The sequence below is a fragment of the Micromonospora sp. CNZ309 genome (assembly GCF_002846525.1).
The window spans coordinates 3,829,736-3,853,979 of record NZ_PJNG01000001.1; the positions used below are offsets into that span (position 1 = coordinate 3,829,736).

Sequence of the window (24,244 nt, forward strand, 5' to 3'; positions counted from 1 at the left end):
CTGAACCGGTGGGCCGGTCCGCGTACGCGGACCGGCCCACCGGCTGATCAGAGACCTGGGAGGGTCGATGGAGTTCGACTTCGCTGAGGAACAGCCGAAGTTCCTCATGCTGATGTACGGGCTGATCGCTTTCGTCGCGGTGGTGGGCGGTCTGCTCCTGCTCCTCGACGTGGTGCCGGCCTGGTTCGCCCGCCGCCGGGAGGAGCAGATCATTGCCGCCTCCGCGAGCGGCGCCCCGCTCCCCCGCCGACGCAAGCCGCGCGAGGGCGTGTTCGCGCTATTCTTCCTGCTGCCGACGCTGCTGCTGCTCACCATCGGGCTGGTGGTCCCGGCCATCCGCACCACGTTGCTGTCGTTCATGGACGCGAACAGCAACGACTGGGTTGGGCTGCGCAACTACGGCTGGATGTTCTCCGAGGACTCCATCGTCCGGGTGTTGATCAACACCTTGATCTGGGTGCTCCTCGTGCCGCTGGTGGCCACCTCGTTCGGTCTGCTCTACGCCGTGATGGTGGACAAGGCCCGGTTCGAGGCGGTGGCCAAGTCACTGATCTTCCTGCCGATGGCGATCTCCTTCGTCGGCGCGAGCATCATCTGGAAGTTCGTCTACGCCTACCGGGGCGACGGGCAGGAGCAGATCGGCCTGCTGAACCAGATCGTGGTCAGCCTCGGCGGCGAACCGAAGCAGTGGCTGCTGGACTCGCCACTGAACACGCTGCTGCTGATCGTGATCATGGTCTGGATCCAGGCCGGTTTCGCGATGGTGGTGCTCTCCGCCGCGATCAAGGCGATCCCGGCCGACATCGTGGAGGCGGCCCGCCTCGACGGGGTCACCCCCTGGCAGATGTTCTGGCGGATCACCATGCCGAGCATCCGGCCGGCGCTGATCGTGGTCGTGGTGACGCTGTCGATCGCCACCCTCAAGGTCTTCGACATCGTCCGGACCGGCACGAACGGCAACTACGACACCAGCGTGATCGCCAACGAGATGTACAACCAGGCGTTCCGGTACGGCCAGAACGGGCAGGGCTCGGCCCTGGCGGTCTTCCTGTTCGTCCTGGTGATCCCGATCGTGATCTACCAGATCCGCAACATCCGTCAGCAGCGGGAGGGCTGAGATGACCACCGCAACGCCCACCGTCGCCGCCGGCACCCAGAAGACCGGTGGCCGGGGCCCCAGCGCTGCCGGACGGGTCCGCAAGCGGCTCAACAGCCGTACCGCGACCCTCGTCTCGATCGTCATCGCGGTGCTCTGGACCATCCCCACCTTCGGCCTCTTCATCTCCTCGGTGCGGCCGGAGGACGAGATCAAGTCCAGCGGGTGGTGGACCTTCTTCACCAACCCGTCGTTCACCCTGGAGAACTACCAGGAGGTGCTGTTCGGCCGGTCCTCGTCGTCCGGGCAGCTCGCCAGCTACTTCATCAACTCGCTGGCGATCACCATCCCCTCGGTGCTCTTCCCGCTCGCCTTCGCGGCCCTGGCCGCGTACGCGCTCGCCTGGATCAACTTCCGGGGTCGGGACTGGATGTACATCGCGATCTTCGCGTTGCAGATCGTGCCGCTCCAGATGGCCCTGGTGCCACTGCTGAAGTTCTTCTCCACCGGCGTCACCATCGGCGGGGTCACCGTCATGCCGGCCTGGGACCTGGTCGACGAACAGAAGTTCGCGCAGGTGTGGTTCGCGCACACCTGCTTCGCGCTGCCGTTCGCCGTCTTCCTGCTGCACAACTTCATCTCGCAGCTCCCGGGTGACCTGATGGAGGCCGCCCGGGTCGACGGGGCCACCCACCCGAAGATCTTCCGCAGCATCGTGCTGCCGCTGATCACCCCCGCGCTGGCCGCGTTCGGCATCTTCCAGTTCCTCTGGGTCTGGAACGACCTGCTGGTCGCGCTGATCTTCGCCGGTGGCGGCAACGAGACCGCCCCGCTCACCGTCCGGCTGGCCGAGATGGCCGGCACCCGGGGCAACGAGTGGCAGCGGCTCACCGCCGGCGCGTTCGTCTCGATCGTCGTACCGCTGATCGTCTTCCTGTCCCTCCAGCGCTACTTCGTGCGCGGCCTGCTCGCCGGCAGCGTCAAGGGCTGAGGCGTCTCCGCCGCCGCCGGTGACCCGGCGGCGGCGGAGCTGGGCGGAGCGGGGGGGTCCGTGACGAAGATCGACGATGTCGCACGCCTGGCCGGGGTCTCCACCGCCACCGTGTCCCGGGCGCTGCGGGGGCTGCCGACGGTCTCGGCCGCGACCCGGCGCCGGGTGCTCGCGGCGGCCGAGCAACTGGAGTACGCCGTCTCGCCGAGCGCCTCGCGGCTGGCCGGCGGACGCACCGGCACCGTCGCCGTCGTGGTCCCCCGCATCACCCGGTGGTTCTTCGGCACCGTCGTGGAGGCGGTCGAGGACCTCCTCCAGCAGGCGGGCTACGACCTGCTGCTCTACAACCTCGGCGGGCGCGAGCAGGTGCGCCAGCGGGTGCTGCGCACCGCCAACCTGCACAAGCGGGTCGACGCGATCATGCTGGTCGCCACGCCGCTGCGGCCAGCCGACCTGACCGCCCTGACGAAGCTGAAGCTGCCCGGGGTGACCATCAGCTCCGGCACGGTGGTGCCCGACTGGCCCTGCGTACGCATCGACGACGTGGGCGTCGCGCGCACCGCCACCCGGCACCTGCTCGACCTGGGCCACCGCAGGATCGCGCACATCTCCGGCGATCCCGACGACGAGCTGGCCTACACCACCCACCTCGACCGCCGGCGCGGCTACCGGGAGGCGCTCGCCGCCGCCGGGATCGAACCGGACCCCTGCCTCGACGTCGAGTCGCAGTTCACCATCAGCGGCGGCACGCGGGCCACCGAGGAGCTGCTGCGGCGCGGCGACCCGCCGACGGCGATCTTCGCGGCGTGCGACGAGATGGCGATGGGAGCGATGACCGCGCTGCGCGACGCCGGCCTGCGGGTGCCGCAGGACGTCAGCGTGATCGGCGTCGACGACCACGACCTGGCCAGCGTCCTCGGGCTCAGCACGATCGCCCAGCCCGCGGCGGAACAGGGTCGCCTCGCGGCCCGGATCCTGCTCGACCCGCTGCACGGCGGGGCCCGGTCGTCGTGGGGCGGCCCCTACCTCGACACGCCCGGGGAACCGGTGATCCTGCCCACTCGCCTGATCGTGCGTGAATCGACGGCGGCACCGCGGGCACACTAACGGGAAACCGCCGCCGCCCGGCAGCGCCCGACCGTCCGGCTCGACACACGGGAGAAGGCCCTGAACAGCAACCCGACGCACCAGGACACGCCCGCCGGCCCCGCCACCGGTTGGTGGACCAGGGCCACCATCTACCAGGTCTACCCGCGCTCGTTCGCCGACTCCGACGGCGACGGCATCGGTGACCTGCCCGGCATCACCGCCCGCCTGGACCACCTCGTGGAACTGGGCGTGGACGCGCTCTGGCTGTCGCCGTTCTACCCGTCGCCGCAGGCCGACGCCGGGTACGACGTGGCCGACTACCGGGACGTGGACCCGCTCTTCGGCACCCTCGCCGACGCCGACCGGCTGATCGGCGAGGCGCACTCGCGGGGCCTGCGGGTCATCGTCGACCTGGTGCCCAACCACACCTCGTCGGCACACCGGTGGTTCGCCGCCGCGCTCGCCGCCGCCCCCGGCAGTCCGGAGCGCGACCGCTACGTCTTCCGCGACGGCCTCGGCCCGGACGGCGCGCAGCCGCCGAACGACTGGCAGAGCGTCTTCGGCGGGCCGGCCTGGACCCGCGTCACCGAGGCCGACGGCCGCCCCGGCCAGTGGTACCTGCACCTGTTCGACTCCGGCCAGCCCGACCTCAACTGGGACAACCCGCAGGTGCGGGAGGAGTTCCTGGACGTGCTGCGGTTCTGGCTGGACCGCGGTGTCGACGGCTTCCGCGTCGACGTGGCGCACGGCCTGATCAAGCAGGCCGACCTCGCCGACTGGCAGGAGCCGCAGGAGATCCTCTCCGGCCAGGAGGTCGACAAGCCGCGCCCACCGATGTGGGACCAGGACGGCGTGCACGAGATCTACCGCGAGTGGCGGCGCCTGCTGGACGGCTACCCGGACGAGCGGATCCTCGTCGCCGAGGCGTGGGTCGAGCCGGCCGAGCGGCTGGCCCGCTACGTCCGCCCCGACGAGATGCACCAGGCGTTCAACTTCGAGTACCTGCTCGCCTCCTGGACCGCGCCGGCCCAGTACGCGGTCGTCACCCGCTCGTTGGAGGCCACGGACGCCGTCGGCGCCCCGACCACCTGGGTGCTCTCCAACCACGACGTGGTGCGGCACGCCTCCCGGCTGGGGCTGCCGATCGGCGTCAAGCGGCCCAACGGCATCGGTGCCGGCGACCCGCAGCCCGACGCCGCGCTCGGCCTGCGCCGGGCCCGGGCGGCCACCCTGCTGATGCTCGCCCTGCCCGGCACGGCCTACCTCTACCAGGGCGAGGAGCTGGGCCTGCCGGAGCACACCACGATGCCCGACGAGGCCCGGCAGGACCCGACCTGGACGCGCAGCGGCCACACCGAGCGGGGCCGGGACGGCTGCCGGGTGCCGATCCCGTGGGAGGCCGACGCGCCGTCGTACGGCTTCGGGCCGACCGACGCGAGCTGGCTGCCGCAGCCGTCTAGCTGGGCGGAGTACGCCCTGGACCGGCAGCGGGACACGCCCGGCTCGACGTACGAGCTGTACCGCACGGCGCTGCGGCTGCGCCGCGAGCACCGGCTCGGCGAGGGCCCGCTGGAGTGGCTCGCCTCCGGCGACGAGGTGCTCTCGTTCCGCAACGGCGGGCTGACCGTGCTGACCAACTTCGGCGACGCCCCCGTGCCGCTGCCCGCCGGGTCCGAGCTGGTGCACGCCAGCGCCCCGCTGGACGACGACGGCGCCGTCGGGACCGACGTGACGGTCTGGGTCCGCCCGGCCTGACGCGGCAGGGGTCCCCGGGCAGCGCCACACGCTGCCCGGGGGACCCTCCCCGTGGCCCGGTCGGCCCGGCCCGTACGCCTACAGGCGCTCGGCGCGCTCGTGCAGCAGGTCGCGGACGGCGGCGATGTCGTCCGGCGAGGTCCGTGAGGCCAGCCAGTACATGACGCCCGTCGGGATGAAGAAGAGCTGGAAGGCCGCCAGCCCGACGGCGTAGTTCAGCGGCGGCGGGAAGGCCGCCCGCAGCCCGTGGAAGGCCACCCCGACCAGCCCGTTGCCGGCCGCCCGGCCGACGCCGTTGACCAGGTTGCCGAGGCTGTAGACGGTGCCCCGGTGCTCGGGCGGGTTGACGTCGGCGATCAGGGCGAACCAGTTCGGCGAGTTGGCCGAGGTCAGCGCCAGGGCCACCACGGCGGTGAGCAGGCTCAGCCCGACCGTCGGCTCGGTGACCACGCTGCCCAGCACCGCCCGGACGACCGCTCCCGTGCCGGCTCCGTCGGGCACGTCGATGCGGATCGGCACGAAGAAGAGCACCAGGTAGAACGGCAGCGCCGCGAGGATGCCCACCGCCGCGACCAGCGCCCGGCCCCGGGGCGTACGCCGTTGCAGCGCGTCGCCGACCAGCCCGCCCACGATGGAGAGCACCCCGCCGAGCTGGAACAGGGTGGCGAAGACGCTGCCCACGATCACGGCGGTGGCGGCGGAGTAGCCCTGGTCCTCGGCCCGCTCGGCGAAGAGCACCGGCAGCCAGACCAGCGACCCGAACGCCGCCTGGGCGGTGAGGCCCTGGAGGACCAGCCAGCGGTTCGTCCGCCGGCTCAGGATCCTCGGCAGGTCCGCCCGGCTGATCCGGTAGTCGTACTCGGCGCCGGTGGCCAGCGCGTCGGCCAACTCCGGCTCGCTCTGCCCGCGCCGGATGTCGTACGTGAACAGGTAGGCGACGGTGGCCGCGACGCCGACCACCGTCAGCAGCAGGAACGGCCGCCGCCAGTCGGCGGCCCCGAGCAGCCCGCCGACCAGCGTGCCGGCGAGCGTGCCGACGCCCTGGGACAGCCCCCAGAAGCTCATCACCAGCCCCCGGCGGCGGGGCGAGATCAGGTCGGTGACGACCGAGAACCCGACCGAACCGACCGCGCCCAGGCCGACCGCCGCCAGGATCTGCGCCGCCAGGAAGGCCGGATAGTTCGCCGCGAGCGCGCTGCCGCCCGTGCCGAGCGCCCAGATGAGGGTGCCGACCATCAACAGCGGCTTGCGGTTCGCGCGGTCACCGACGTACGCCCAGCCGACGGCGGCCACGGCGCTGGCGAGGAAGCTCACGGCGGTGACCAGGCCGAGCAGCCGCTGCGGTACGTCGAAGGCGTCGGAGATGGGCCCGTACAGCGGGGGGACCAGGCCGATCGCCACGTTGTCCAGCGAGGCGAGCAGCACGAAGACCACGACGCTGTAGAACCGGTGCGCCGGCGTGCCGCCCCGGGCCCGCGCCGGCCCGCCCCTGGTCAAGGTCATGTTCGGCAGCCAACCAGGATCAGGTCACGAGCGGGTGACGACGCGCGGGCGCGCCCGAGCCCTCAGAGGTAGCCGCCGATCGCGGGCGCGGCGGCGGGCGTGACCGGCGTGCCCGCCCGCAGCGCGTACAACTCGGCGAGGGTGGCGCCCCGCGACGGCACCTGCGCCGAGGTGCCCAGCCAACCGGCCGCCTCCTCGTACGACAGCGGGCCCACCTCGATCCGGGCCAGGCAGCGCCCCGGGCGGACCACCGCCGGATGCAGCCGGGACAGGTCCTCGTTCGTGGTGATGGCGACGAGCACGTCGCGCCCCTGCCCGAGCAGCCCGTCGGTGAGGTTCAGCAGCCGGGACAGGGCCTGCCCGGCGGCCTGCTTCGCCTCGCCCCGGATCAGCTCGTCGCAGTCCTCCAGGATGAGCAGCCGCCACCGGCGGCCCGTGCCCTGCTCGCCGTCCTCGTCCCCGACCGCCACCTCGGACAGGTACGCCGTGTCCGCGAAGAGCACGTCCGGGTCGAGTACGGCGTCGACCTGGCACCAGTCGCGCCACTGCCGGGCGAGGGCGCGCAGCGCGGTGGTCTTTCCCGTCCCCGGCGCCCCGTGCAGCAGCACCAGCCGGCCGGAGAGACGCTCCGGGGTGGTCGCCATCAGCGCGTCGAGCGCCTCGCGGGCCGTCGCGGTGTAGTTCGGCCGGATCGCCGCCCAGTCCGGCGCGGCGATGGACCGTACGTCGCGCTGGCTGCCCCGGCGGGGGTTCTGGTGCCAGAAGCCGATCCGGCCGGCGCCCGGGTCCTCCGGTTCGGCGGCGCCGTCGACGATCCGGTCGAGAGCCGGCCGGCCCACCTCCTCGGACACCGCCGTGACCGTCACCTCGGCGCCGCGTCCCTTCCAGGTGACCACCCGGGCCGTCCAGCCGTTGCCGGCCAGCAGGCGGGACAGCTGGCGGTTCTCCACGGCCGTGCGGAGCAGTCGCCCGTCCGGGGCGGTCAGCGGCGCGTCGGGGCGCACCCGGGAGAGCCGGACGGTGTGCGACCACGGGTGGCGGCCGGTGACGAAGTCAGCCAGGACCAGCGCGTCGATGACGTCGCAGGGGGTGTCCGCGTCGTCGTACTGGAGCATCGAGGGGATGCCGGTGCCGGGTGCCGCGTCCGTTTCGGGGGTGGTCCGCATCCGTCGATGATCGCGAGCCGGCGCGCGCCCGTACAGCCGTTTACCCCGCCACGGCGTCGATCCGGTCGAGGAAGTGTTCCCGGGCGGCGGCGTACCGCTCCCGAACGGCGGGGACGGGGGCGTCCGCGTACTCCTCGGTGCCCGCGACGGACCACGCGGGGGGTGCCGCGCCGCCCAGGGCGACCCAGGCGGCCTGGCGGGCGGCACCGTCGGCGACGTACTCGCCGGGGGGCGGGACGACCACCGGCACCCCGAGGACCTGCGGTGCGATCCGGCGCACGGCCACCGACCGGGCTCCGCCGCCCACGAGGATCACCCGGCGGACCGTGGCGCCCTGGGCGGTGAGCGCGTCGAGGCCGTCGGCGAGGGCGCAGAGCATCCCCTCCACGGCGGCGCGCGCCAGGTGGGCCGCCGTCGAGGTGCGCAGGGTCAGCCCGTGCAGGGCACCGGACGCCAGCGGCTGGTCGGGTGTCCGCTCGCCCTCCAGATAGGGCACCATGACCAGCCCGTCCGCGCCGGCGGGGGCGGAGAGCGCCAGCCCGGCCAGCTCGTCCAGGTCGACCCGGAGCATCGCCGCGGCGGCGTCGAGCACCCGGGCCGCGTTGAGCGTGCAGACCAGGGGCAGGAAGCGGCCGGTGGCGTCGGCGAAGCCGGCTACCGTGCCGCTCGGGTCGGCGGCCGGGGCGTCGGCGACGCTGGACACGGTGCCGGAGGTGCCGACCGAGAGGACCACGTCGCCCGGGCCCGCGCCGACGCCCAGCGCGGCGGCGGCATTGTCCCCGGTGCCGGGGCCGAGCACCGCCCCACCGGCGGGCAGCCCCGACAGGACGTCGGGGCGTACGGCGCCGGCCGGCTCCGCCGGACCGAGCACCGCCGGCACGTGCGGCCGCCGGCCGAACGCCCGCTCCAGCAGGTCGAGCCGGTAGTCGCCGGTGCCCGGGGACCAGTAGCCGGTGCCGCTGGCGTCGCCCCGGTCGGTGCGCAGCGCCGCCAGGTCGGGCGCGCCGGCCAGCCGCCAGGTCAGCCAGTCGTGCGGCAGGCAGACCGCCGCCACCCGGGCGGCGCGCTCCGGCTCGTGCCGGGCCAGCCAGCGCAGCTTCGTGGCGGTGAAGCTCGCCACCGGCACGCTGCCCACCGCGTCGGCCCAGAACCGGCGCCCGGTCTCCCCGCCGCCGGCCTCCTCGACCAGCTCGGCGGCGGCACCGGCGGAACGCGTGTCGTTCCACAGCAGCGCCGGCCGGACCACCTCGCCCGCCTCGTCGAGGCAGACCATGCCGTGCTGCTGGCCGGCGACGGAGACCGCCGCCACGTCGGCCAGCCCGCCGGCGGCGTCGACCGCCGCGCCCAGCGCGGACCACCACGCCGCCGGGTCGACCTCGGTGCCGTCCGGGTGCGGCGCGCGGCCCTGCCGCAGCAGCGCCCCGGTCTCCGCGTCCCGGACGACGACCTTGCAGGACTGGGTCGAGGAGTCGACCCCCGCGACGATCGGCATCGCCGGCGGCCCTCAGCGGGCGCCGAGCAGGTGCTCGACGGCGAGCTGGTTGAGCCGGACGAAGCCGAAGCCCTTCGCGGCGGCCACGTCGACGTCGAACTCCTCGAACGCGGACCGGTCGGCGAGCAGGTCGGCGTAGCCCTCCCCCGGCGCCAGCGTCGACGTGCCCAGGTCGGCGACCCGGCTGGCGGCCAGCGCCTCGGCGACCTCCGGGTCGGCCCGGAACGCCGCCGCCCGCTCCTTGAGCAGCAGGTAGGTGCGCATGTTCGCCTCCGCCGACGCCCAGACACCGGTCAGGTCCTCGGTGCGCGAGGGCTTGTAGTCGAAGTGCCTCGGGCCGTCGTACGCGGGCCCGCCGCCGGGGCCGCCGTGCTCCAGCAGGTCGACGAGGGCGAACGCGTTCAGCAGGTCGCCGTGGCCGAAGACGAGGTCCTGGTCGTACTTGACGCCGCGCTGGCCGTTGAGGTCGATGTGGAACAGCTTGCCCTGCCAGAGCGCCTGGGCGATGCCGTGGGCGAAGTTCAGGCCCGCCATCTGCTCGTGCCCCACCTCCGGGTTGAGCCCGACCAGCTCGGGGCGGGCCAGGGTGGAGATGAAGGCCAGGGCGTGCCCGACGGTGGGCAGGAGGATGTCGCCGCGCGGCTCGTTGGGCTTGGGTTCGAGGGCGAAGCGCAGGTCGTAGCCGGAGTCGACGACGTACTGACAGAGCACGTCGACGGCCTCGCGGTAGCGGTCCAGGGCGGCGCGCACGTCCTTGGCGAGGTCGTACTCGGCGCCCTCCCGGCCGCCCCACATCACGAAGGTGCGGGCGCCCAGCTCCGCGGCGAGGTCGACGTTGCGCAGCACCTTGCGCAGCGCGTAGCGCCGCACGTCGCGGTCGTTGCTGGTGAAGCCGCCGTCCTTGAAGACGGGGTGGGTGAAGAGGTTGGTGGTCACCATGGGAACCACCAGGCCGGTCTCGTCGAGCGCCTTGCGGAAGCGGGCCACGTGCCGGTCGCGGGTGGCGGCGTCCGCGCCGAAGGGGATCAGGTCGTCGTCGTGCAGCGTGATCCCGTACGCGCCCAGTTCGGCGAGCCGGTGCACCGCCTCGACCGGGTCCAGCTCGGGCCGGCTGGCGTCGCCGAACGGGTCGCGGCCCTGCCAGCCCACCGTCCAGAGGCCGAAGGAGAACTTGTCGGCGGGAGTGGGACGGGGTGCCATGGCAGACCTCCGGGGTGTCGTCCGCTATTTGTTCAGTGGTTGAATTATTTGGCCGGCCTGTGGCAGTGTCAAGGGGTGACCCGACCCGACGCCCCGCCCGGGCCCGTACGCCAGGGCAGCCTGCGCGAGTGGAACCTCGCCGTGGTGCTCGGCCGGATCGCCGCCGCCGACCGTCCCCCCTCCCGGGCCGAGCTGGCCGCCGGCACCGGCCTCACCCGGGCCACGGTCTCGGCCGTCGTGGAGGACCTGCTCGCCGGCCGGCTCGTCACCGAGGCGGAGCCGACGCCGCGCACCGGCGCGGGCCGGCCGTCGAGGGGCCTGGTGCTCGCCACCGACGGGCCGGCCGGGCTCGGCCTGGAGATCAACGTCGACTACCTGGCCGCCTGCGTGGTGGATCTCGCCGGCCGGGTCCGCCACCACACCGTGCGCCGCGCCGACCTGCGGCCCCTCTCCCCCGCCGAGGCGCTCGCCCGGCTCGCGGACCTGGCCGCGCACGCCCGCGCCGACGCCACCCGCGAGGGGCTGACCCTGGCCGGCGCGGCCCTCGCGGTGCCGGGCCTGGTCGACGACGCCGGCCTGGTCCGCCTCGCGCCGAACCTCGGCTGGCGCGACGTGCCCGTGCCGGCGCTGCTCGGGAAGGGGCCGCCGCTGACCGCGCACGTCGACGGCGTGCCACCGCTGGTGGTCGACAACGAGGCCAACCTCGCCGCGCTGGGCGAGCTGCACGCCGGTCCGGCCGGCCGGCCCAGCTTCCTGCACGTCTCCGGCGAGGTCGGCATCGGCGCCGGGATCGTGCTCGACGGTGCCCTCTACCGGGGCGCGCGCGGCTGGAGCGGCGAGATCGGTCACCTCCCGATCCGGCCCGACGGCCCGCCCTGCCGGTGCGGCAGCCGGGGCTGCCTGGAGACGTACACCGGTCAGGAGGCCATCCTCGCGGCGGCCGGCCTCGCCGGCGCGGACCTGCCGGCGGACACCGCGACGACCCGGCTGGCCGAGCTGGCCGGGGCCGGCGACCCCGCCGCGCTGCGGGCCCTGGCCGGGGCCGGGACCGCCCTGGGCGTCGCCCTCGCCGGCGTGGTGAACCTGCTGGACCTGAACACTGTGGTGCTCGGCGGCGGATACGCCCCACTGGCGCCGTGGCTGCGCCCCCCGGTGCTCGCCGAGATCTCCCGGCGGGTGCTCACCGCGGCCTGGTCCCCCGTCACCGTCCGCCCGGCGACCCTCGGCGCCGCCGCCGCGGCCGTCGGCGGGGCCGGTTCGGTGGTACGCCGGATCCTGGCTCGTCCGGCCGGCTGGCTGGCCCGCCCGACCTGAGCCCCATTCCTCCGATGGCGACGCGGCCTTGCCTCGGTACGCTTGCCCCGAGGCAACGACCCACATCCGAGGAGTGCACGACCAGCATGCGCACAGGTCGACAGACCGGGGCGCCCGGCGAGCGGCGGTGACCACCGCTTCCCGAGGCGGTGTCACGGGCCCGGCCGACGGCGGGCGACCCGCCCACCCCCACCCCGGCAGCACGCCGGCCGACTCCCGGCTCACCCGCGAGGTGCTCGACGGGCTCACCGAGGCGGTCGTGACGGTCGACCGGGCGGGGCTGGTGACGCTGGTCAACGCGACGGCCACCGCGCTGCTCCCCGAGCTCGCGCCCGGCACGGACCTGCGCGCCTGCCCGGTGCCGGCCGTGGCGCGCGCGGTCAACGCCGGGGCGGACGGCTTCGACGCCGAACACGGCGGTCGCCGCCTGCGTGGCGTGCGGCGCGACCTGGCCGACGGGCGGCACGCCTGGTACGTGCGGGACGTCACCGAGGAACACGCGCGCACCGAGGCGCTGCACGTCGAACGGTCCCGCACGATGTTCCTCGCCCAGGCCGGCAACCGGCTCGGGCTCTCCCTCCAGCGCGAGCAGACGCTGCGCACCACCGCGACCCTGCCCGTGCCCTATCTCGCCGACCTGGCTCTGGTGGTGCACCTGCCGCCCCCGCCGGCGACGGATCAGCCGCACTGGATCCGGTACGACGGGACCGGAGCCGCCCCGGCGACAGGCCTGGCGACGTGGCCGTTGACCGGCTCGCTGCCCGGTCTGGCCGAGGCGCTGGCCGGCCACGCGGTGGGCCCCTCCCCCTGGCCGGACGCGGAGGCGGCCGACCCGGCCACCATGCTGCCGGCCGACTTCGGCCGCCCCGGCACCGTGCTGGTCAGCCCGATGCGGGGCGCCGGGCGCACCATCGGCGCCCTGGTGCTGGTCCGCCGCGCCGGGCGCGCCGGCTTCGACGGCCGCGACGTCGAACTCGCCCGGGAGTTCGCCACCCGCGCGGGCACGGCCCTCGGCGCCGCCGACCTCTACGGCGAGCAGGTCCACCTGGCCCGGGTGCTCCAGCACAGCCTGCTCCCGCCCGACCTGCCGGCCGTAGCGGGCGCCACCCTCGCCGGCGGTTACCGGGCGGCCGGCGACCGGCTGCGTATCGGGGGCGACTTCTACGACGTGTTCCCCGTCCCGGGGGGCGCGATCTTCGCGCTCGGCGACGTGGCCGGCAAGGGCGTCGGCGCGGCCGTGCTCACCGGCAGGGTCCGCCAGTCCCTGCGGACCCTGCGCCTGGTCGAGCAGCGGCCCCTGGAGCTGATGCGGCTGCTCAACCAGGCGCTCTTCGACGCCCCGGACGCCGCCCGCCGCAGCCAGTTCACCACCCTGCTGCTCGGCACCCTCGACGCCGCGGCCGACGGCGGGTTCACCGTCCGGATCGCCGGCGGCGGCCACCCGTCCCCACTGCGCGTACGCGCCGACGGCGGGGTCAGCCCCGTCGCGGTCGGCGGGATGCCGGTGGGCGCGCTCGCCGCCGCCCGCTTCGCCGAGGCCGAGTTCCGCCTCGCCCCCGGTGAGCTGCTGTTCGCGTACACCGACGGGGTGGTCGAGGCGCGCGGCGGCCCCGGCGGTCAGGAGATGTTCGGTGAGGAACGGCTGCACGCGGCGCTGGCCGCGGCCGCCGGGTCGACGCCGGCGGAGCTGGTAGACCGGCTGCTGGAAGCCCTCGACGAGTGGCTCGACGGGCAGAGCCAGGACGACATCGCGATGCTGGTCGTCGCGGCGGCGCCGGCCTGACCCGCCCTCGGGTCGAGCGGCGGCGCCCCGGGCGGCTCGACGCGGAGGCACGTCGACGTCGTCGACCCCGAGCGCCTGTGCCCGGCGGGGCGGGTAAGGACCACGTCGGTCGCCGTGCTGCCGGGAACGTGACGGCCTGGTCGTGGGCGGGGCGCCCGGGTCACGCCGTCCTGGCCACCCGCGGCCCGTCTTCGGACCGCTCCTGCGTCGGCAGGCTCGCCGGGCGCTCCCTCGGCACGCCCGGCCAGGGGCCGGTCTCCTCGACGGACTCCACGGACGCGTCGCGGTGGCGCGCCGCCTCGTCGAACTCCCGCATGCCCCGCAGCAGGGCCTGCCGCCCCTCGGGGGTCATGTCGGCGAGGATCGCCGCGAGCTGCTGGCGCCGGTCGTCCCGCAGCTCCGCGAGGAGCCGGCGTGCCTCCGGGGTGAGGTGCAGCGCGATCTCCCGCCGGTCGAACCGGCCGGGCTCGCGTTCCAGCATCCCCGCCGCCACGAGGCGGTCGCAGAGTCGGCTGGCGGAGGAGAGCAGCATGTCCAGCCCGGTGGCCAGGCGGCGCAGGTTGATTCCCTCGTGCTGCTCGACGAGCATGATCGCGCGCAACTGCGCGCCCGAGACCCGACTGGTCGTGCGCTCGCGCGCGGCCTCCCAGACCGTCAGCAGGGCACCGGCCACCGCGTCGAGCTCGACGGCCATACTCGTCTCGGGTCCGTCGGGACCGTGTACTTCCGCCATGGTGGGCCCGAGACTACTCCGAATCCACTGGTCTGGGCTCGTGATGAAGGAGCGATGATGAGCGAACCGGTCAACCGGGCACGGCACGTCCTCAACGAGGCGCCCGCCGACCTCCTGCTGGACCGGATCGCCGACGTCCTGACCGCGGGCTACGGGACGACCCGGGTGGAGCTGCTCCAGGTCGACTACCGGCTGGCCGCCCTGCTGCCGCTGCTCGGGGACGAGCCCGTCACCGCACCGGGGCACCCCGCGTGGCGCTGCTTCGACCACCAGACCCCGATCGTCGCCGACGACACCGGCTACCTCCCCGTGTCGATGCGCGGTGAACGCCGGGGCGTACTGGTGGTGGCCCCCGTGCCGACGCGGCCGGGCGCGCTCGACGAGCTGACGGAGATCGCGACCGCGCTCGCCCACGAGATCGCCGCCGTCACCGAGGGCACGGACGTGTACCGGATGGCAAGCCGCAGCCGGCGGCTCACCCTCGCCGCCGAGATGCAGTGGGAGCTGCTGCCCGGCCGCAGCCGGACCCGCCCGTCGTTCCGCCTCGCCGGGCAGCTGGAACCGGCGTACGCGGTGCGCGGCGACAGCTTCGACTGGTCCGACGACGGCACCCGGGTCTGGTTGTCGACCATCAACGGCACGGGCGAGGGGGTGGCCGCCGCGATGCTGACCTCGCTCGCCACCCACGCGCTGCGCAACGCCCGCCGGTCCGGGCTCGGCCTCGCCGACCAGGCCGCCCTCGCCGACCAGGCCGTCTACGACGTGCACCGGGGCGACCGGCACATCGCGGCGCTGCTGATGGAGCTCGACCTGCGCTCGGGGCGGCTCACCCTCGTGGACGCCGGGTCGCCCCGCCTGATGCTGCTGCGCGACGGGGACGTGCGGGAGCTGCCGCTGGAGCCGCAGTTCCCGCTCGGCATGTTCGAGGCCACCGACTACCACGAGCAGCGCTTCGAGCTGTGCCGCGACGACCGGCTCTTCGTGGTCAGCGACGGCGTCATCGACGCCACCGGGCAGAGCGTCCGGTACGGCGAGAGCGCGCTGGACCGGTTCCTGCGCCGGACCGGCCCGATGGAGCCGCTGGACGCCGTCCGCTCGCTGATCGGCGACCTGCGCGCGTTCGTCGCCGGCGACCTGATCGACGACGCGGTGGTGGTCTGCCTCGACTGGACGGGCCCGCAGGACTGAGCGGGCTCAGTACGCCCCGCGACTGTTGACCACCGCGCCGAAGGTCTTCCACAGGATCGTCAGGTCGGCCGCGAGCGACCAGTTCTCCACGTAGTAGAGGTCGAGCCGGATGCCGTCCTCCCAGCTCAGGTCGGACCGGCCGCTGACCTGCCAGAGCCCCGTCATGCCCGGCTTGACCAGCAGGCGGCGGGCCACGTCGCCGTCGTAGCGGGCCACCTCCGAGGGCAGCGGCGGACGGGGGCCGACCAGGCTCATGTGCCCGAGCAGGACGTTGACCAGCTGCGGCAGCTCGTCCAGCGACCACTTGCGCAGCAGCCGCCCGATCCGGGTCACCCGCGGGTCGTCGCGCATCTTGAACATCAGGCCGTCGGTCTCGTTGCGAGCGGCCAGCGCGGCCAGCAGGGCGTCGGCGTTGACCACCATGGTGCGGAACTTGTAGACGCCGAACTCCCGCCCGCCCTGCCCGACGCGGGTCTGCCGGAACAGCACCGGGCCCCGACTGTCGATCTTGATGGCCAGCGCGATGGCGGCCAGCAGCGGCAGCAGCAGCGTCAGGGCCACCGAGGAGACGGCCCGGTCGACGAAGCCCTTGACCAGCTTGCGGGCCCCCCGGAACTCCGGAGCCTCGACGTGGATCAGCGGCAGCCCGGCGACCGGCCGGGTGTGGATGCGCGGGCCGGCGACGTCGGTCAGCGCCGGGGCCACCACCAGGTCGATGCCGGTGCCCTCCAGCTGCCAACCCAGCCGCCGCAGCCGGGTGGCGGTCAGTTCGCCGGAGGCGGTCACCGCGACGGTGTCCGCGCCGATGGCGGTGGCCGCCTCGGGGATGCCCCGGAACGAACCGACCACCGGCACGTCGCCCAGCCGCTGGGCCACCGGGGCGAGCAGCGCGTCCGGGATGCACGCGCCGACCACCTGGTAGCCCGCGTACGGCTCGCGGCGCAGCGTGTGCACCAGCTCCAGCACGTGCGCGGTGTCGCCGACCACCAGCACCTTGCGCGACCAGCCGGCGCCCTCCGACCGTGCCCGGTGCAACCGCTTGCGGGCGGCGAACCGGGCCACCTCCAGGCCGAGCATCCCGACGGCGAACGAGATGCCGAGGAATCCCCGGGAGACGCCCACGTCGGCGATGTAGCCGGCGATCGCGATGCCGCCGGCGAGGCGCAGGCTGGCGGTGCCGATCCGCCGGTACTCGTCGGCGCCGTAGCCGAGGACGCGGTCGTCGTAGCAGCGCAGCACCCGCAGCGAGATCAGCCAGGCGAGCACCAGCCCGGGGGCGACCAGGACGTAGGGGATCTTCGAGCCGCCGGGGGCGTCGTCGCCGAACCGGGCGACGTAGCCGACGAGCACGGCGACGGTCAGGACGGTGGTGTCCAGCACCACCAGGGAGCGGACGTAGGCGCGCTCGCGGGTGCGGGCCGGCCCTGGTCGTGGTTCGTCCGGTCTCGACGACGTGCTGGCGGGGGTCAACAGCGTCGCTGAGGTCACCGGCCCTCCCCACTTCGGTCGCCGACGGCCCGCCGGTCGGGCCCGGGTCGCGGGCCCGTCACGGGGGCACCAGGACATCCTGCCCCGACAACCATGGCCGCCGATTGCTTCGGACGCATTACCGTCACTACTTTCCCCGAGGAACCCCTTTCGGGGAAAGGGCCCACGGCACCCGGTCCCGTACGCCGGACCCGCTCCGCGCTGCGTGGCGGCTCAGGCCGGAGCCTTGCGCAAGGCGATCGCCTTGAGGAAGATGTCGCCGATCTTGGTCGGGTCCTCGGTGACGAACGCCCCGCCGCCGGTGACGTCGGTGATCGACTTCAGCTCGGCCTTGCTCACGTCGCTGCCGATACCGATGATCACGACCTGCACGGGCCGCTCCGGGTCCTTGATCTTGTTGAGTTCGCCCAACAGCTTCTGCTGCGTGATGCCGTCGGAGTCCTCGTTCTTGCCGTCGGTGAAGAGCACGATCGAGTTCACCCGGCCGGGCTCCCAGTTGTCCTGCACCTTCTGGTAGGCCGCCAGCACCGTGTCGTAGAGGCCGGTGTTGCCGGTCGAGGAGCGGATCGAGCCGAGGGACTGCTCCAGCTTGCCGCGCTGGCGGGACAACGGACCGATGGGCAGCAGTTCCCGGTGGTCGCGGGCGCCCACCAGCTGCGTGGAGAACGTCCAGAGGCCGATCGACCAGGAGTCGTCGAAGAGGTTCAGCCCTCGACGGGCCGCCTCGACGGTGACCTGCTGCCGGGTCGCGTTGCCGGCGTTGGCAACCTTCTCCTTCATCGAGCCGGAGACGTCGATGACGGCGAGCATCCGGCCGGACTGGGTGGCGATCGACCAACTGGAGACCGCCCGGTCCATGGCCTGCGGGTCGAGCCCGCCGGCAGCCGAGCCGCCGCCGTTGGTCGGCGGGGCGGGCGCGCCACCGGCCGGGCTGGGCGCACCCTGCGGCGCGTCGAAGCCCGCGCCCCAGTTGCCGTCCGGCGCGCGCAACGACCGGCTCGCCAGCCGGTCACGGAAGCTGTCGCTGCTGAGCACCTCGTAGAGCACCCGCGCCGCCGACGCCTTGGCCGGCTCGATGCCGGGCAGCACCGCGTACGGGTAGTCCAGCGCCGCGGGCGCCGGCTCCAGGTAGAGCGCGGCCAGCCGCACCGGCGGCTTCTTGCTGTTGTACTGGATCACGTCCTCTTCCGAGAGCGCCGCCGCACCCAGGCTGCTCGCGATCGTCGTCGGATCCGAGGCGGTGGGGAACCGGGCGAGCAGGTCCGGCCGCAGCGCCGAGCGGTCGGTCGCCAGCGCCCGCAGCGCGGCGACCTTCTCCTTCTCGGCGTCGGGGCCACCGGAGGCGCTGGCGGCGGCCGTCAGCGAGAGCAGGCCGGACAGGCCGGCGGCGTCGCGGGTCGGCTCGACGATCCCGGTGCGCAACGGCTTGTCGCTCTGCACCTGTTGCAGGAGCTGGGTCCAGCTGAACTTCTTCTGCGGCCAGCCCAGCCGGGTCGCGACCGGCTCCGGCATCGCCACGACCACCGGGCTGCGCGCGATGGACGCCCCGTTGCCCGGCTCGAAGGCGGTGGCGCCGCCGGTCTTGAGCCGCAGCAGCCACGTGGAGGAGTCGGGCACCCAGACGTCCGGGCTGACCGACGTGCCGCTGGCCTGCCCCACGCCGGCCAGGGTGACGCCGTGCTTGGCGGCGACCGTCGCGGCCACGTCGACGGGATCGGACGCCGTGACGTTCACCGCGATGCAGGTGTCGCCCACCGCGGCGCCGTCCTTCACCCACTGCGCGGCGGCGTCGTCGACCGCCGGCGCGAGTTCGGCCGCCACCGCGACGGAGAGTTCGAGCCGCCCCGAGCAGTCGGGTTGCGCCAGCTGCCGGTAGCCGAACCAGCCGCCGGCCGTGACGGCGAGGACGCCCACGGCGGCGGCGGCGGTGGCTGCGTGGAGGTTCGTACGCATGCGATGGCGGCCTGCTGACACGCTGACCATCTTGCGGACCTGTCGGGACAACTGCCACGGCCGTTCGGACGAAAGTTACGCAGGAGAAATAGTTGATCGCCAAATCGTCACTTAACGTGACGACGCTGCCCCGCAGGAGTGACGCCGTGGGTGTCGTGGCTGGTCAGGGCAGCACGCAGGTCGGGCTCGGCACCGCCACGGGCTCCCCGACCGGAGCCGGCACGCCGGTGGCCGCGTCCACCCGGAAGACCCGGACCATGTCGGCCCGCTCGTCGGCGACGTAGAGGTGCTCCCCGGACCGGGCGAAGTGCCGCGGCCACTCGCCGCCCGTGTCCACCTCGGCGACGAGCTCCGGCAGCTCACCGGAGACGGCGAAGACCGCGACGGTGCCCACCCCCCGGTTGGCGACGTAGAGGTGCCGCCCGTCCGGGCCGACCGCGATCTCCGACGGCTGGACGTGCCCGGCCCGGTCGCTGGCCTCGACCCGGCCCCGCTGGTGCAGCGCCCCGTCGTCGGTCAGCTCGTAGGCGGTGACCGAGCCGTCCAGCTCCCCCGCCACCCAGCAGCGCCGCCCGTCGGGGTGCCGGGCCAGGTGCCGGGGACCGACGCCGGCGGCCGTACGCACCCGGGGCGCCCGGGGCACCAGTCGGCCGGTGGCGGCGTCCAGGTCGTAGCGGTAGATCGAGTCGGTGCCGAGGTCGACGGCGAGCAGCGGGCCCCGGCCCGGAGCCGGGTTCACCATGTGGGCGTGCGCCCGGTCCTGGCGTTCCGGGTCCGGCCCGTGCCCCTCGTGCGCCACCAGGTCGCTGCGCTCGCCGGGCACCCCGTCGGGGTCGAGCGGGAACACCGTCACGCTGCCGCCGCCGTAGTTGGCCACGACGAGGTGGTCGCCACCCGGCACGACCGCCAGGTGGCAGGGCTCCGCGCCCCCGGTGGGCCGGCTGCCGAGCGGGGTGAGGTCGCCGTCGGCGCCGACCCGGAAGGCGCTCACCTGCCCGTCGGGCAACTCGCTCACGGCGTACAGCACGGGCAGCCGCGGGTGCCGGGCGAGGAACGACGGCGAGGGGGTCGTCGCGACGGTGCCGAGCGGGGTCAGCTCACCCGACGCGGGGTCCCGCCGCGCCGCGACGATGCCGGTGCCCCGACCCCCGCTGTGCGCCGTGTAGCCGCCGATGTGGACGATCTCGCCCTGACCTGTCACCGGATCCGCCCTCCGTCGATTCCCGTACCGATCCCACCAGCCTTCCCGCTGGGCCGCCCGCTTAGCCCCGAAAACCCCGCCGAATCGCGGCGGCCCGGCCGGGCGGACGCCCGCCGGGACCGCCGCCGTGGGCGGTCAGGCCGTGGGCACGGGCTCGCCGCGCTGCCGGGCCACGTGCTCGACCAGCTCGATCAGCACCTCCTTGCCGGACTGCCGGTCCCGCGCGTCGCAGAGCACCAGCGGCACGTCGGGGTCGAGGTCCAGCGCCTGGCGTACGGACTCCAGGCTGAACTTGCGGGCGCCGTCGAAGCAGTTCACCCCCACCACGAAGGGGACGCCCCGCTGCTCGAAGTAGTCGATCGACGGGAAGCAGTCGGCCAGCCGACGGGTGTCGGCGAGCACCACCGCGCCGAGCGCCCCGAACGCCAGCTCGTCCCAGAGGAACCAGAACCGGTCCTGTCCCGGGGTGCCGAAGAGGTAGACCTGGAGATCGTCGTTGATCGTGATCCGGCCGAAGTCCATCGCGACCGTCGTGGTCGACTTCGCCTCGACGCCGGAGAGGTCGTCGGTGCCGATGCTGGCGCCGGTCAGCACCTCCTCGGTCTGCAACGGCCGGACCTCGCTGAGCGCGCTCACCAGCGTCGTCTTGCCGGCGCCGAACCCCCCGGCGATCAGGATCTTGAGCGCGAGCGGGATCCGAGAGCCGGATCCGGTTCGGTCATAGCGCACGGAGTCCACTGACCACCGCCTTGAGGATGTCGTCGTCGGGCAGGTACGTGGCGGCTGTCGGCTGGTGCACCGCGACCAGGCCCCGCGCCAGCAGGTCGCCGAGGAGTACGCGGACCACGCCCACCGCGAGGTCGAGGTCGGCCGCGAGTTCCGCGACGGGGACCGGCCGGGCGGCCAGCTCCACCAGGCGCCGGTGCTCGGGGTGCAGCTCGGGATGGGCGGTCGGGTCGGCGGCCGCCTCAGCCAGCACGAACGCGACCAGGTCGAACCCGTCGGCGGCGGAGCGCACCCGCCCCCCGGTGAGGGTGTAGGGCCGTACGACCGGGCCGGCGTCGTCGTCCAGCCACTCGTGCTGGGGCCCGGGCGATTCAGCCCGCATCGGCGACCCCCGCCGCCGGCCGGGCGGGCGCGCTCAGGTTCTCCCCGACCCGGGTGACGAGCATCGCCATCTCGTACGCCACCAGGCCGATGTCCGCGTCCGCGTCGCTGACGACGGCCAGGCAGGCACCCTGCCCGGCGGCGGTGACGAAGAGGTACGCGGACTCCATCTCCACCACGGTCTGCCGGACCGCCCCGCCGGCCACCTGCCGGCTCGCGCCCCGCGCCAGGCTGGAGAAGCCGGAGGCCAACGCGGAGAGGTGCTCGGCGTCGGCGCGGTCCATGCCGGCGGAGGAGCCGATCAGCAGCCCGTCCGCCGAGAGCACCACCGCCTGCCGGGCGGGCGGCACCCGTTCCACCAGTTCGTCGAGCAACCAGTCGAGATCGGCGCTCTGCCTCGTCGGATGCATCAGGCGTCCCTCTCAGTCGCGGTCATCGGTTCGGGGTCCACCGGCCGCTCGGCCGGCGTCGGGCTCGGGTCCGCGCGTGGCCGGCCCGGCCCGTCGGCGGTGGCCTGCCCGGGAGCCGCCGCGGTGGCGTGCGGGGCGGCCTGCCCGGAAGCCGGGCCGGTGGCCGTCGCGGCGGAGGCGGCCCGCTCCGAGGCGGGTCCGGTGGCCGTCGCGGCGGAGGCCCCCTCCGGGACCGCGCCGGTGGCCGCCGCGCGGCCTCGGGCGGTGCCGGCCTGGAGGGCGGACATGGCCCGCCGTGCCTCCTCCGGGCTGCGCGGGGCGGGACTCTCGATCACCGGTTGCCGCAGCGTCGGGCCGTCCAGCGCGGACCCGCGCCCCGGGCCGTCCCCGGCGGTCGGCCGCCCTCCGCCCGGGGCCGCCGCCCGGGGCCGGACCGCCGCCGGCCGCCGGCGCACCCGCCGCGGCAGCCCGTCGATCTCCCCGACCGCCTCGACGGGGGCCGGGCCGCCGGAAGCCACGCCGTTCGGGACCGGACCGCCGCCAGCCGCGCCGCCCGGAGTCGGACCGCCGCCAGCCGCGCCGCGCGCTGCGGCACCTCCGGACGACGGGGCCGGCCGCGCGGGGGCCGGAGCCGCCGTGGCGGGCTCGGCGGAACGGGCCGGGCGGGGCAGCGTGCTGAGCCGGCTCGCCCGGGCGAGCCGGCGCTCCTCCGGGGTCCCCGTGGCCGGGCTTGCCACCGGCGGGCCGCCGGTCGGGGCCAGGGCGGGCTCGTCGGTGACCAGGTCGGCGGGGATGAGCACCACGGCGGTCAGCCCGCCGCCGTCGGACGGGCGCAGCCGCACCCGGACGCCGTGCCGGGCCGCCAGCCGGGCCACCACGAAGTGCCCGAGGCGGGCGGTCTCGGTCGGCTCGAAGTCGGGCGAGCGGGCCAGCCGCCGGTTCGTGTCCTCCAGCGCGGCGGCGGACATGCCCAGGCCCCGATCGGTGATCTCGATCGCGTAGCCGTTCGCCACGTGCTGCCCGGCGACCTCGACCCGGGTCTGCGGCCGCGAGAACGCGGTGGCGTTCTCGATCAGCTCGGCGAGCAGGTGGATCACGTCGCCGACGGCCCGACCCAGCACGCCGGCAGGCGCCACGGCGGTGATGTCGACCCGGTCGTACGACTCGACCTCGGAGATCGCGCCCCGGACGAGGTCGACCGTCGCCACCGGGTTGCGCCAGCCCCGGCCCGGGGCCGCCCCGGCCAGGATGACCAGGTCCTCGGCGTGCCGCCGCAGCCGGGTGGCGAGGTGGTCGACACGGAACAGCTCCGCCAGCTCGTCCGGGTCCTCGGTGTGCCGCTCCATCCGGTCCAGCAGCGCGAGCTGCCGGTGCACCAACCCCTGGCTGCGCCGGGCGATGTTCAGGAACACCTCGTTGAGGCCGCGCCGCAGGGTCACCTCGTCGACGGCCGACTGGACCGCGGTGCGCTGCACCTCGGTGAACGCCCGCGCCACCTGACCGATCTCGTCGCCGCCGTACTCCAGCGGGGGCGCCTCCCGCGCGACGTCGACCTGCTCGCCCCGGCGCAGCCGGGCCACCACGTCGGGCAGCCGGCGCTCGGCCGTCTCCAGCGCCGCCGTGCGTACGCCGGTGAGCCGGTGCGCGAGGTTGCGACCGACCCGCAGCGCCACGAGGACCGAGACCACGACGGCGGCCAGCCCCAGCACGCCGGCGGCGGCGAGCCGGACCAGGATGCGTACGGCCGACGGCACCGACCGGTCGGCGAGCCCGTCGGCCTGCGCCAGCTCGAACTTCCGCAGCGCCTCGTGCACCGCCTGGTAGCTCTCCTGCCAGGCGGCCGGGTCCACCGCCGGTCGCGTGGTGGACCCGGCGCCGACCAGCGTGTCCTGCATCGCCCGCAGCCGACCGAAGGCCTCCCCCTCGGTCAACCGCTGGAACGCGGCGCGCTCGGCGTCCGGCAGGTCGGCGACCGCCGTCTCGGCGAGGAACCGCTGGTTGCCGATGGTCTGCACGAGCTGGAGATGCTCGCCGTCGGCGAACCGGCCGGCGGTGAACGCTCCGGCGAGCAGGGCGTCGGTCTGCCCGAGCAGCTCCCGCGACCGGCCGAGCGCGGTGACGGCGAGGGCCTGCCGGTTGAGGTCCCGGTCCGGCAGGCTGGCCATCGCGGAGAACGCCTGGAAGGCCGAATTGATCAGGCCGCTGTAGAGCCCGACCGCGCCTGCCCGGTCCACCGCCCGCCGGTCGATGAAGCCCCGCCCGGCCGGCAGCGCCTCCAGGGCGGTGACCAACTGGTCGAGCCGGGCGTCGAGGATGTCGTCGGCGGCGTCGCGCAGGTCCTCCCCGCCGACCCGGCGGCGCAGCTCGGCGATCGCCCGGTCGGTCCGCTGCCGCTGCTCCGCGAGCCCCGGTGCGTCGCCGTCGCCCGCCAACTGCACCACCGACAGCCGGCGCTCCCGTTGCAGCTCGGCCACCACGGTCTCGCCGGGACGACCGAGGTCGTAGAGGAGGGTGCGGGCGGCGAGCAGGTCGAGGGCGGGCCCGAAGGTCAGCGTCGTGGCGAAGATCCAGAGCGCCAGCAGCGCGGTCACCGGCACGACGACCAGTGCGGTCAGCTTCGAGCGGATCGGCCAGTCGCGGGTGTTCAATCAGACCTCGCCCGGAAGGTGTGGCTGCGGGGGCGCCGGCGCCGGCCGGGCAGCGTCGCGGTCGGACCGTTCCGGCCCGCGGTTGCCGGGCAGGTCCGGCGGACGCCTTGGGCAGGATACGTAATCC

19 protein-coding genes are annotated in these 24,244 nt (G+C 74.7%); 7 read left to right on the top strand and 12 right to left on the bottom strand.

What is annotated here, in order from left to right; all coding sequences use genetic code 11:
- Positions 1 to 67: 67 nt before the first annotated feature.
- The 4 genes from CLT72_RS15765 to CLT72_RS15780 are packed head-to-tail and all read left to right on the top strand — an operon-like array spanning position 68 to position 4,931.
- The gene (locus CLT72_RS15765; protein WP_101412499.1) at positions 68 to 1,117 is read left to right on the top strand and encodes a carbohydrate ABC transporter permease; all 1,050 of its coding nucleotides are present in this window, start codon (positions 68 to 70) and stop codon (positions 1,115 to 1,117) included.
- A gap of 1 nt (position 1,118) precedes the next feature.
- The gene (locus CLT72_RS15770; protein ID WP_101412500.1) at positions 1,119 to 2,087 is read left to right on the top strand and encodes a carbohydrate ABC transporter permease; all 969 of its coding nucleotides are present in this window, start codon (positions 1,119 to 1,121) and stop codon (positions 2,085 to 2,087) included.
- 60 nt (positions 2,088 to 2,147) lie between these two features.
- A complete protein-coding gene (locus CLT72_RS15775) occupies positions 2,148 to 3,194 on the top strand; it encodes a LacI family DNA-binding transcriptional regulator (protein ID WP_101412501.1) in 1,047 nt (348 codons plus the stop codon).
- A 60-nt stretch (positions 3,195 to 3,254) separates the two neighbouring features.
- Entirely contained in the window at positions 3,255 to 4,931 is a 1,677-nt protein-coding gene (locus CLT72_RS15780) for a glycoside hydrolase family 13 protein (protein WP_101412502.1), read from the top strand.
- Between the two features lie 78 nt (positions 4,932 to 5,009).
- Here CLT72_RS15780 and CLT72_RS15785 read toward each other — a convergent pair whose 3' ends face one another.
- From CLT72_RS15785 to xylA, 4 genes are all read right to left on the bottom strand, one after another.
- On the bottom strand, positions 5,010 to 6,434 hold the full coding sequence (locus CLT72_RS15785; protein WP_101412503.1) for an MFS transporter: 1,425 nt from the start codon (positions 6,432 to 6,434) through the stop codon (positions 5,010 to 5,012).
- Between the two features lie 62 nt (positions 6,435 to 6,496).
- Positions 6,497 to 7,600, bottom strand: coding sequence for a DUF5925 domain-containing protein (locus CLT72_RS15790; RefSeq protein ID WP_250100519.1), 1,104 nt, complete (start codon positions 7,598 to 7,600; stop codon positions 6,497 to 6,499).
- A 40-nt stretch (positions 7,601 to 7,640) separates the two neighbouring features.
- Complete coding sequence (gene xylB, locus CLT72_RS15795; RefSeq protein WP_101412504.1) at positions 7,641 to 9,092, bottom strand: xylulokinase; 1,452 nt, start codon at positions 9,090 to 9,092, stop codon at positions 7,641 to 7,643.
- 12 nt (positions 9,093 to 9,104) lie between these two features.
- The gene (gene xylA, locus CLT72_RS15800; RefSeq protein ID WP_101412505.1) at positions 9,105 to 10,292 is read right to left on the bottom strand and encodes a xylose isomerase; all 1,188 of its coding nucleotides are present in this window, start codon (positions 10,290 to 10,292) and stop codon (positions 9,105 to 9,107) included.
- A 75-nt stretch (positions 10,293 to 10,367) separates the two neighbouring features.
- On the opposite strand from xylA, the gene CLT72_RS15805 reads away from it, so the two are divergent.
- Together CLT72_RS15805 and CLT72_RS15810 are read left to right on the top strand one after the other, a co-directional pair.
- Positions 10,368 to 11,606: an ROK family protein gene (locus tag CLT72_RS15805; protein ID WP_486484268.1), complete on the top strand. Its 1,239-nt coding sequence runs from the start codon at positions 10,368 to 10,370 to the stop codon at positions 11,604 to 11,606.
- Positions 11,607 to 11,733: 127 nt separating this feature from the next.
- A complete protein-coding gene (locus CLT72_RS15810; RefSeq protein WP_350822622.1) occupies positions 11,734 to 13,389 on the top strand; it encodes a SpoIIE family protein phosphatase in 1,656 nt (551 codons plus the stop codon).
- A 160-nt stretch (positions 13,390 to 13,549) separates the two neighbouring features.
- Here the strand turns inward: CLT72_RS15810 and CLT72_RS15815 are convergent, their stop codons facing one another.
- The gene (locus CLT72_RS15815) at positions 13,550 to 14,083 is read right to left on the bottom strand and encodes a MarR family winged helix-turn-helix transcriptional regulator (RefSeq protein ID WP_101412507.1); all 534 of its coding nucleotides are present in this window, start codon (positions 14,081 to 14,083) and stop codon (positions 13,550 to 13,552) included.
- 96 nt (positions 14,084 to 14,179) lie between these two features.
- Between CLT72_RS15815 and CLT72_RS15820 the strand changes: the two genes are divergently transcribed.
- Positions 14,180 to 15,310, top strand: a complete 1,131-nt coding sequence (locus tag CLT72_RS15820) for a PP2C family protein-serine/threonine phosphatase (protein WP_101415198.1) — start codon at positions 14,180 to 14,182, stop codon at positions 15,308 to 15,310.
- Positions 15,311 to 15,316: 6 nt separating this feature from the next.
- Here the strand turns inward: CLT72_RS15820 and CLT72_RS15825 are convergent, their stop codons facing one another.
- The 7 genes from CLT72_RS15825 to CLT72_RS15855 form a co-directional block, all read right to left on the bottom strand.
- Positions 15,317 to 16,798 carry a sugar transferase gene (locus CLT72_RS15825; RefSeq protein ID WP_101412508.1) on the bottom strand — a complete coding sequence of 494 codons (1,482 nt, stop codon included), beginning with the start codon at positions 16,796 to 16,798 and terminating at the stop codon, positions 15,317 to 15,319.
- 213 nt (positions 16,799 to 17,011) lie between these two features.
- A complete protein-coding gene (locus CLT72_RS15830) occupies positions 17,012 to 18,772 on the bottom strand; it encodes a substrate-binding domain-containing protein (RefSeq protein WP_101415199.1) in 1,761 nt (586 codons plus the stop codon).
- Positions 18,773 to 18,914: 142 nt separating this feature from the next.
- Entirely contained in the window at positions 18,915 to 19,952 is a 1,038-nt protein-coding gene (locus tag CLT72_RS15835) for a lactonase family protein (protein ID WP_101412509.1), read from the bottom strand.
- Positions 19,953 to 20,087: 135 nt separating this feature from the next.
- On the bottom strand, positions 20,088 to 20,690 hold the full coding sequence (locus CLT72_RS15840; protein ID WP_088998708.1) for a GTP-binding protein: 603 nt from the start codon (positions 20,688 to 20,690) through the stop codon (positions 20,088 to 20,090).
- Positions 20,671 to 21,060, bottom strand: a complete 390-nt coding sequence (locus CLT72_RS15845) for a DUF742 domain-containing protein (RefSeq protein ID WP_101412510.1) — start codon at positions 21,058 to 21,060, stop codon at positions 20,671 to 20,673. The genes CLT72_RS15840 and CLT72_RS15845 overlap by 20 nt, the downstream gene beginning before the upstream one ends.
- A complete protein-coding gene (locus tag CLT72_RS15850) occupies positions 21,050 to 21,469 on the bottom strand; it encodes a roadblock/LC7 domain-containing protein (protein WP_101412511.1) in 420 nt (139 codons plus the stop codon). The genes CLT72_RS15845 and CLT72_RS15850 overlap by 11 nt, the downstream gene beginning before the upstream one ends.
- Positions 21,469 to 24,117, bottom strand: coding sequence for a sensor histidine kinase (locus CLT72_RS15855; RefSeq protein WP_101412512.1), 2,649 nt, complete (start codon positions 24,115 to 24,117; stop codon positions 21,469 to 21,471). The genes CLT72_RS15850 and CLT72_RS15855 overlap by 1 nt, the downstream gene beginning before the upstream one ends.
- Between the last annotated feature and the right edge of the window lie 127 nt (positions 24,118 to 24,244).

Bases quoted from the DNA above. Each gene is read 5' to 3' on its own strand.
- CLT72_RS15765 (WP_101412499.1), top strand. From the start codon at position 68: ATGGAGTTCGACTTCGCTGAGGAACAGCCGAAGTTCCTCATGCTGATG.
- CLT72_RS15770 (WP_101412500.1), top strand. From the start codon at position 1,119: ATGACCACCGCAACGCCCACCGTCGCCGCCGGCACCCAGAAGACCGGT.
- CLT72_RS15785 (WP_101412503.1), bottom strand. From the start codon at position 6,434: ATGACCTTGACCAGGGGCGGGCCGGCGCGGGCCCGGGGCGGCACGCCG.
- CLT72_RS15790 (WP_250100519.1), bottom strand. From the start codon at position 7,600: ATGCGGACCACCCCCGAAACGGACGCGGCACCCGGCACCGGCATCCCC.
- xylB (WP_101412504.1), bottom strand. From the start codon at position 9,092: ATGCCGATCGTCGCGGGGGTCGACTCCTCGACCCAGTCCTGCAAGGTC.
- xylA (WP_101412505.1), bottom strand. From the start codon at position 10,292: ATGGCACCCCGTCCCACTCCCGCCGACAAGTTCTCCTTCGGCCTCTGG.
- CLT72_RS15815 (WP_101412507.1), bottom strand. From the start codon at position 14,083: ATGGCCGTCGAGCTCGACGCGGTGGCCGGTGCCCTGCTGACGGTCTGG.
- CLT72_RS15820 (WP_101415198.1), top strand. From the start codon at position 14,180: ATGAGCGAACCGGTCAACCGGGCACGGCACGTCCTCAACGAGGCGCCC.
- CLT72_RS15845 (WP_101412510.1), bottom strand. From the start codon at position 21,060: ATGCGGGCTGAATCGCCCGGGCCCCAGCACGAGTGGCTGGACGACGAC.
- CLT72_RS15850 (WP_101412511.1), bottom strand. From the start codon at position 21,469: ATGCATCCGACGAGGCAGAGCGCCGATCTCGACTGGTTGCTCGACGAA.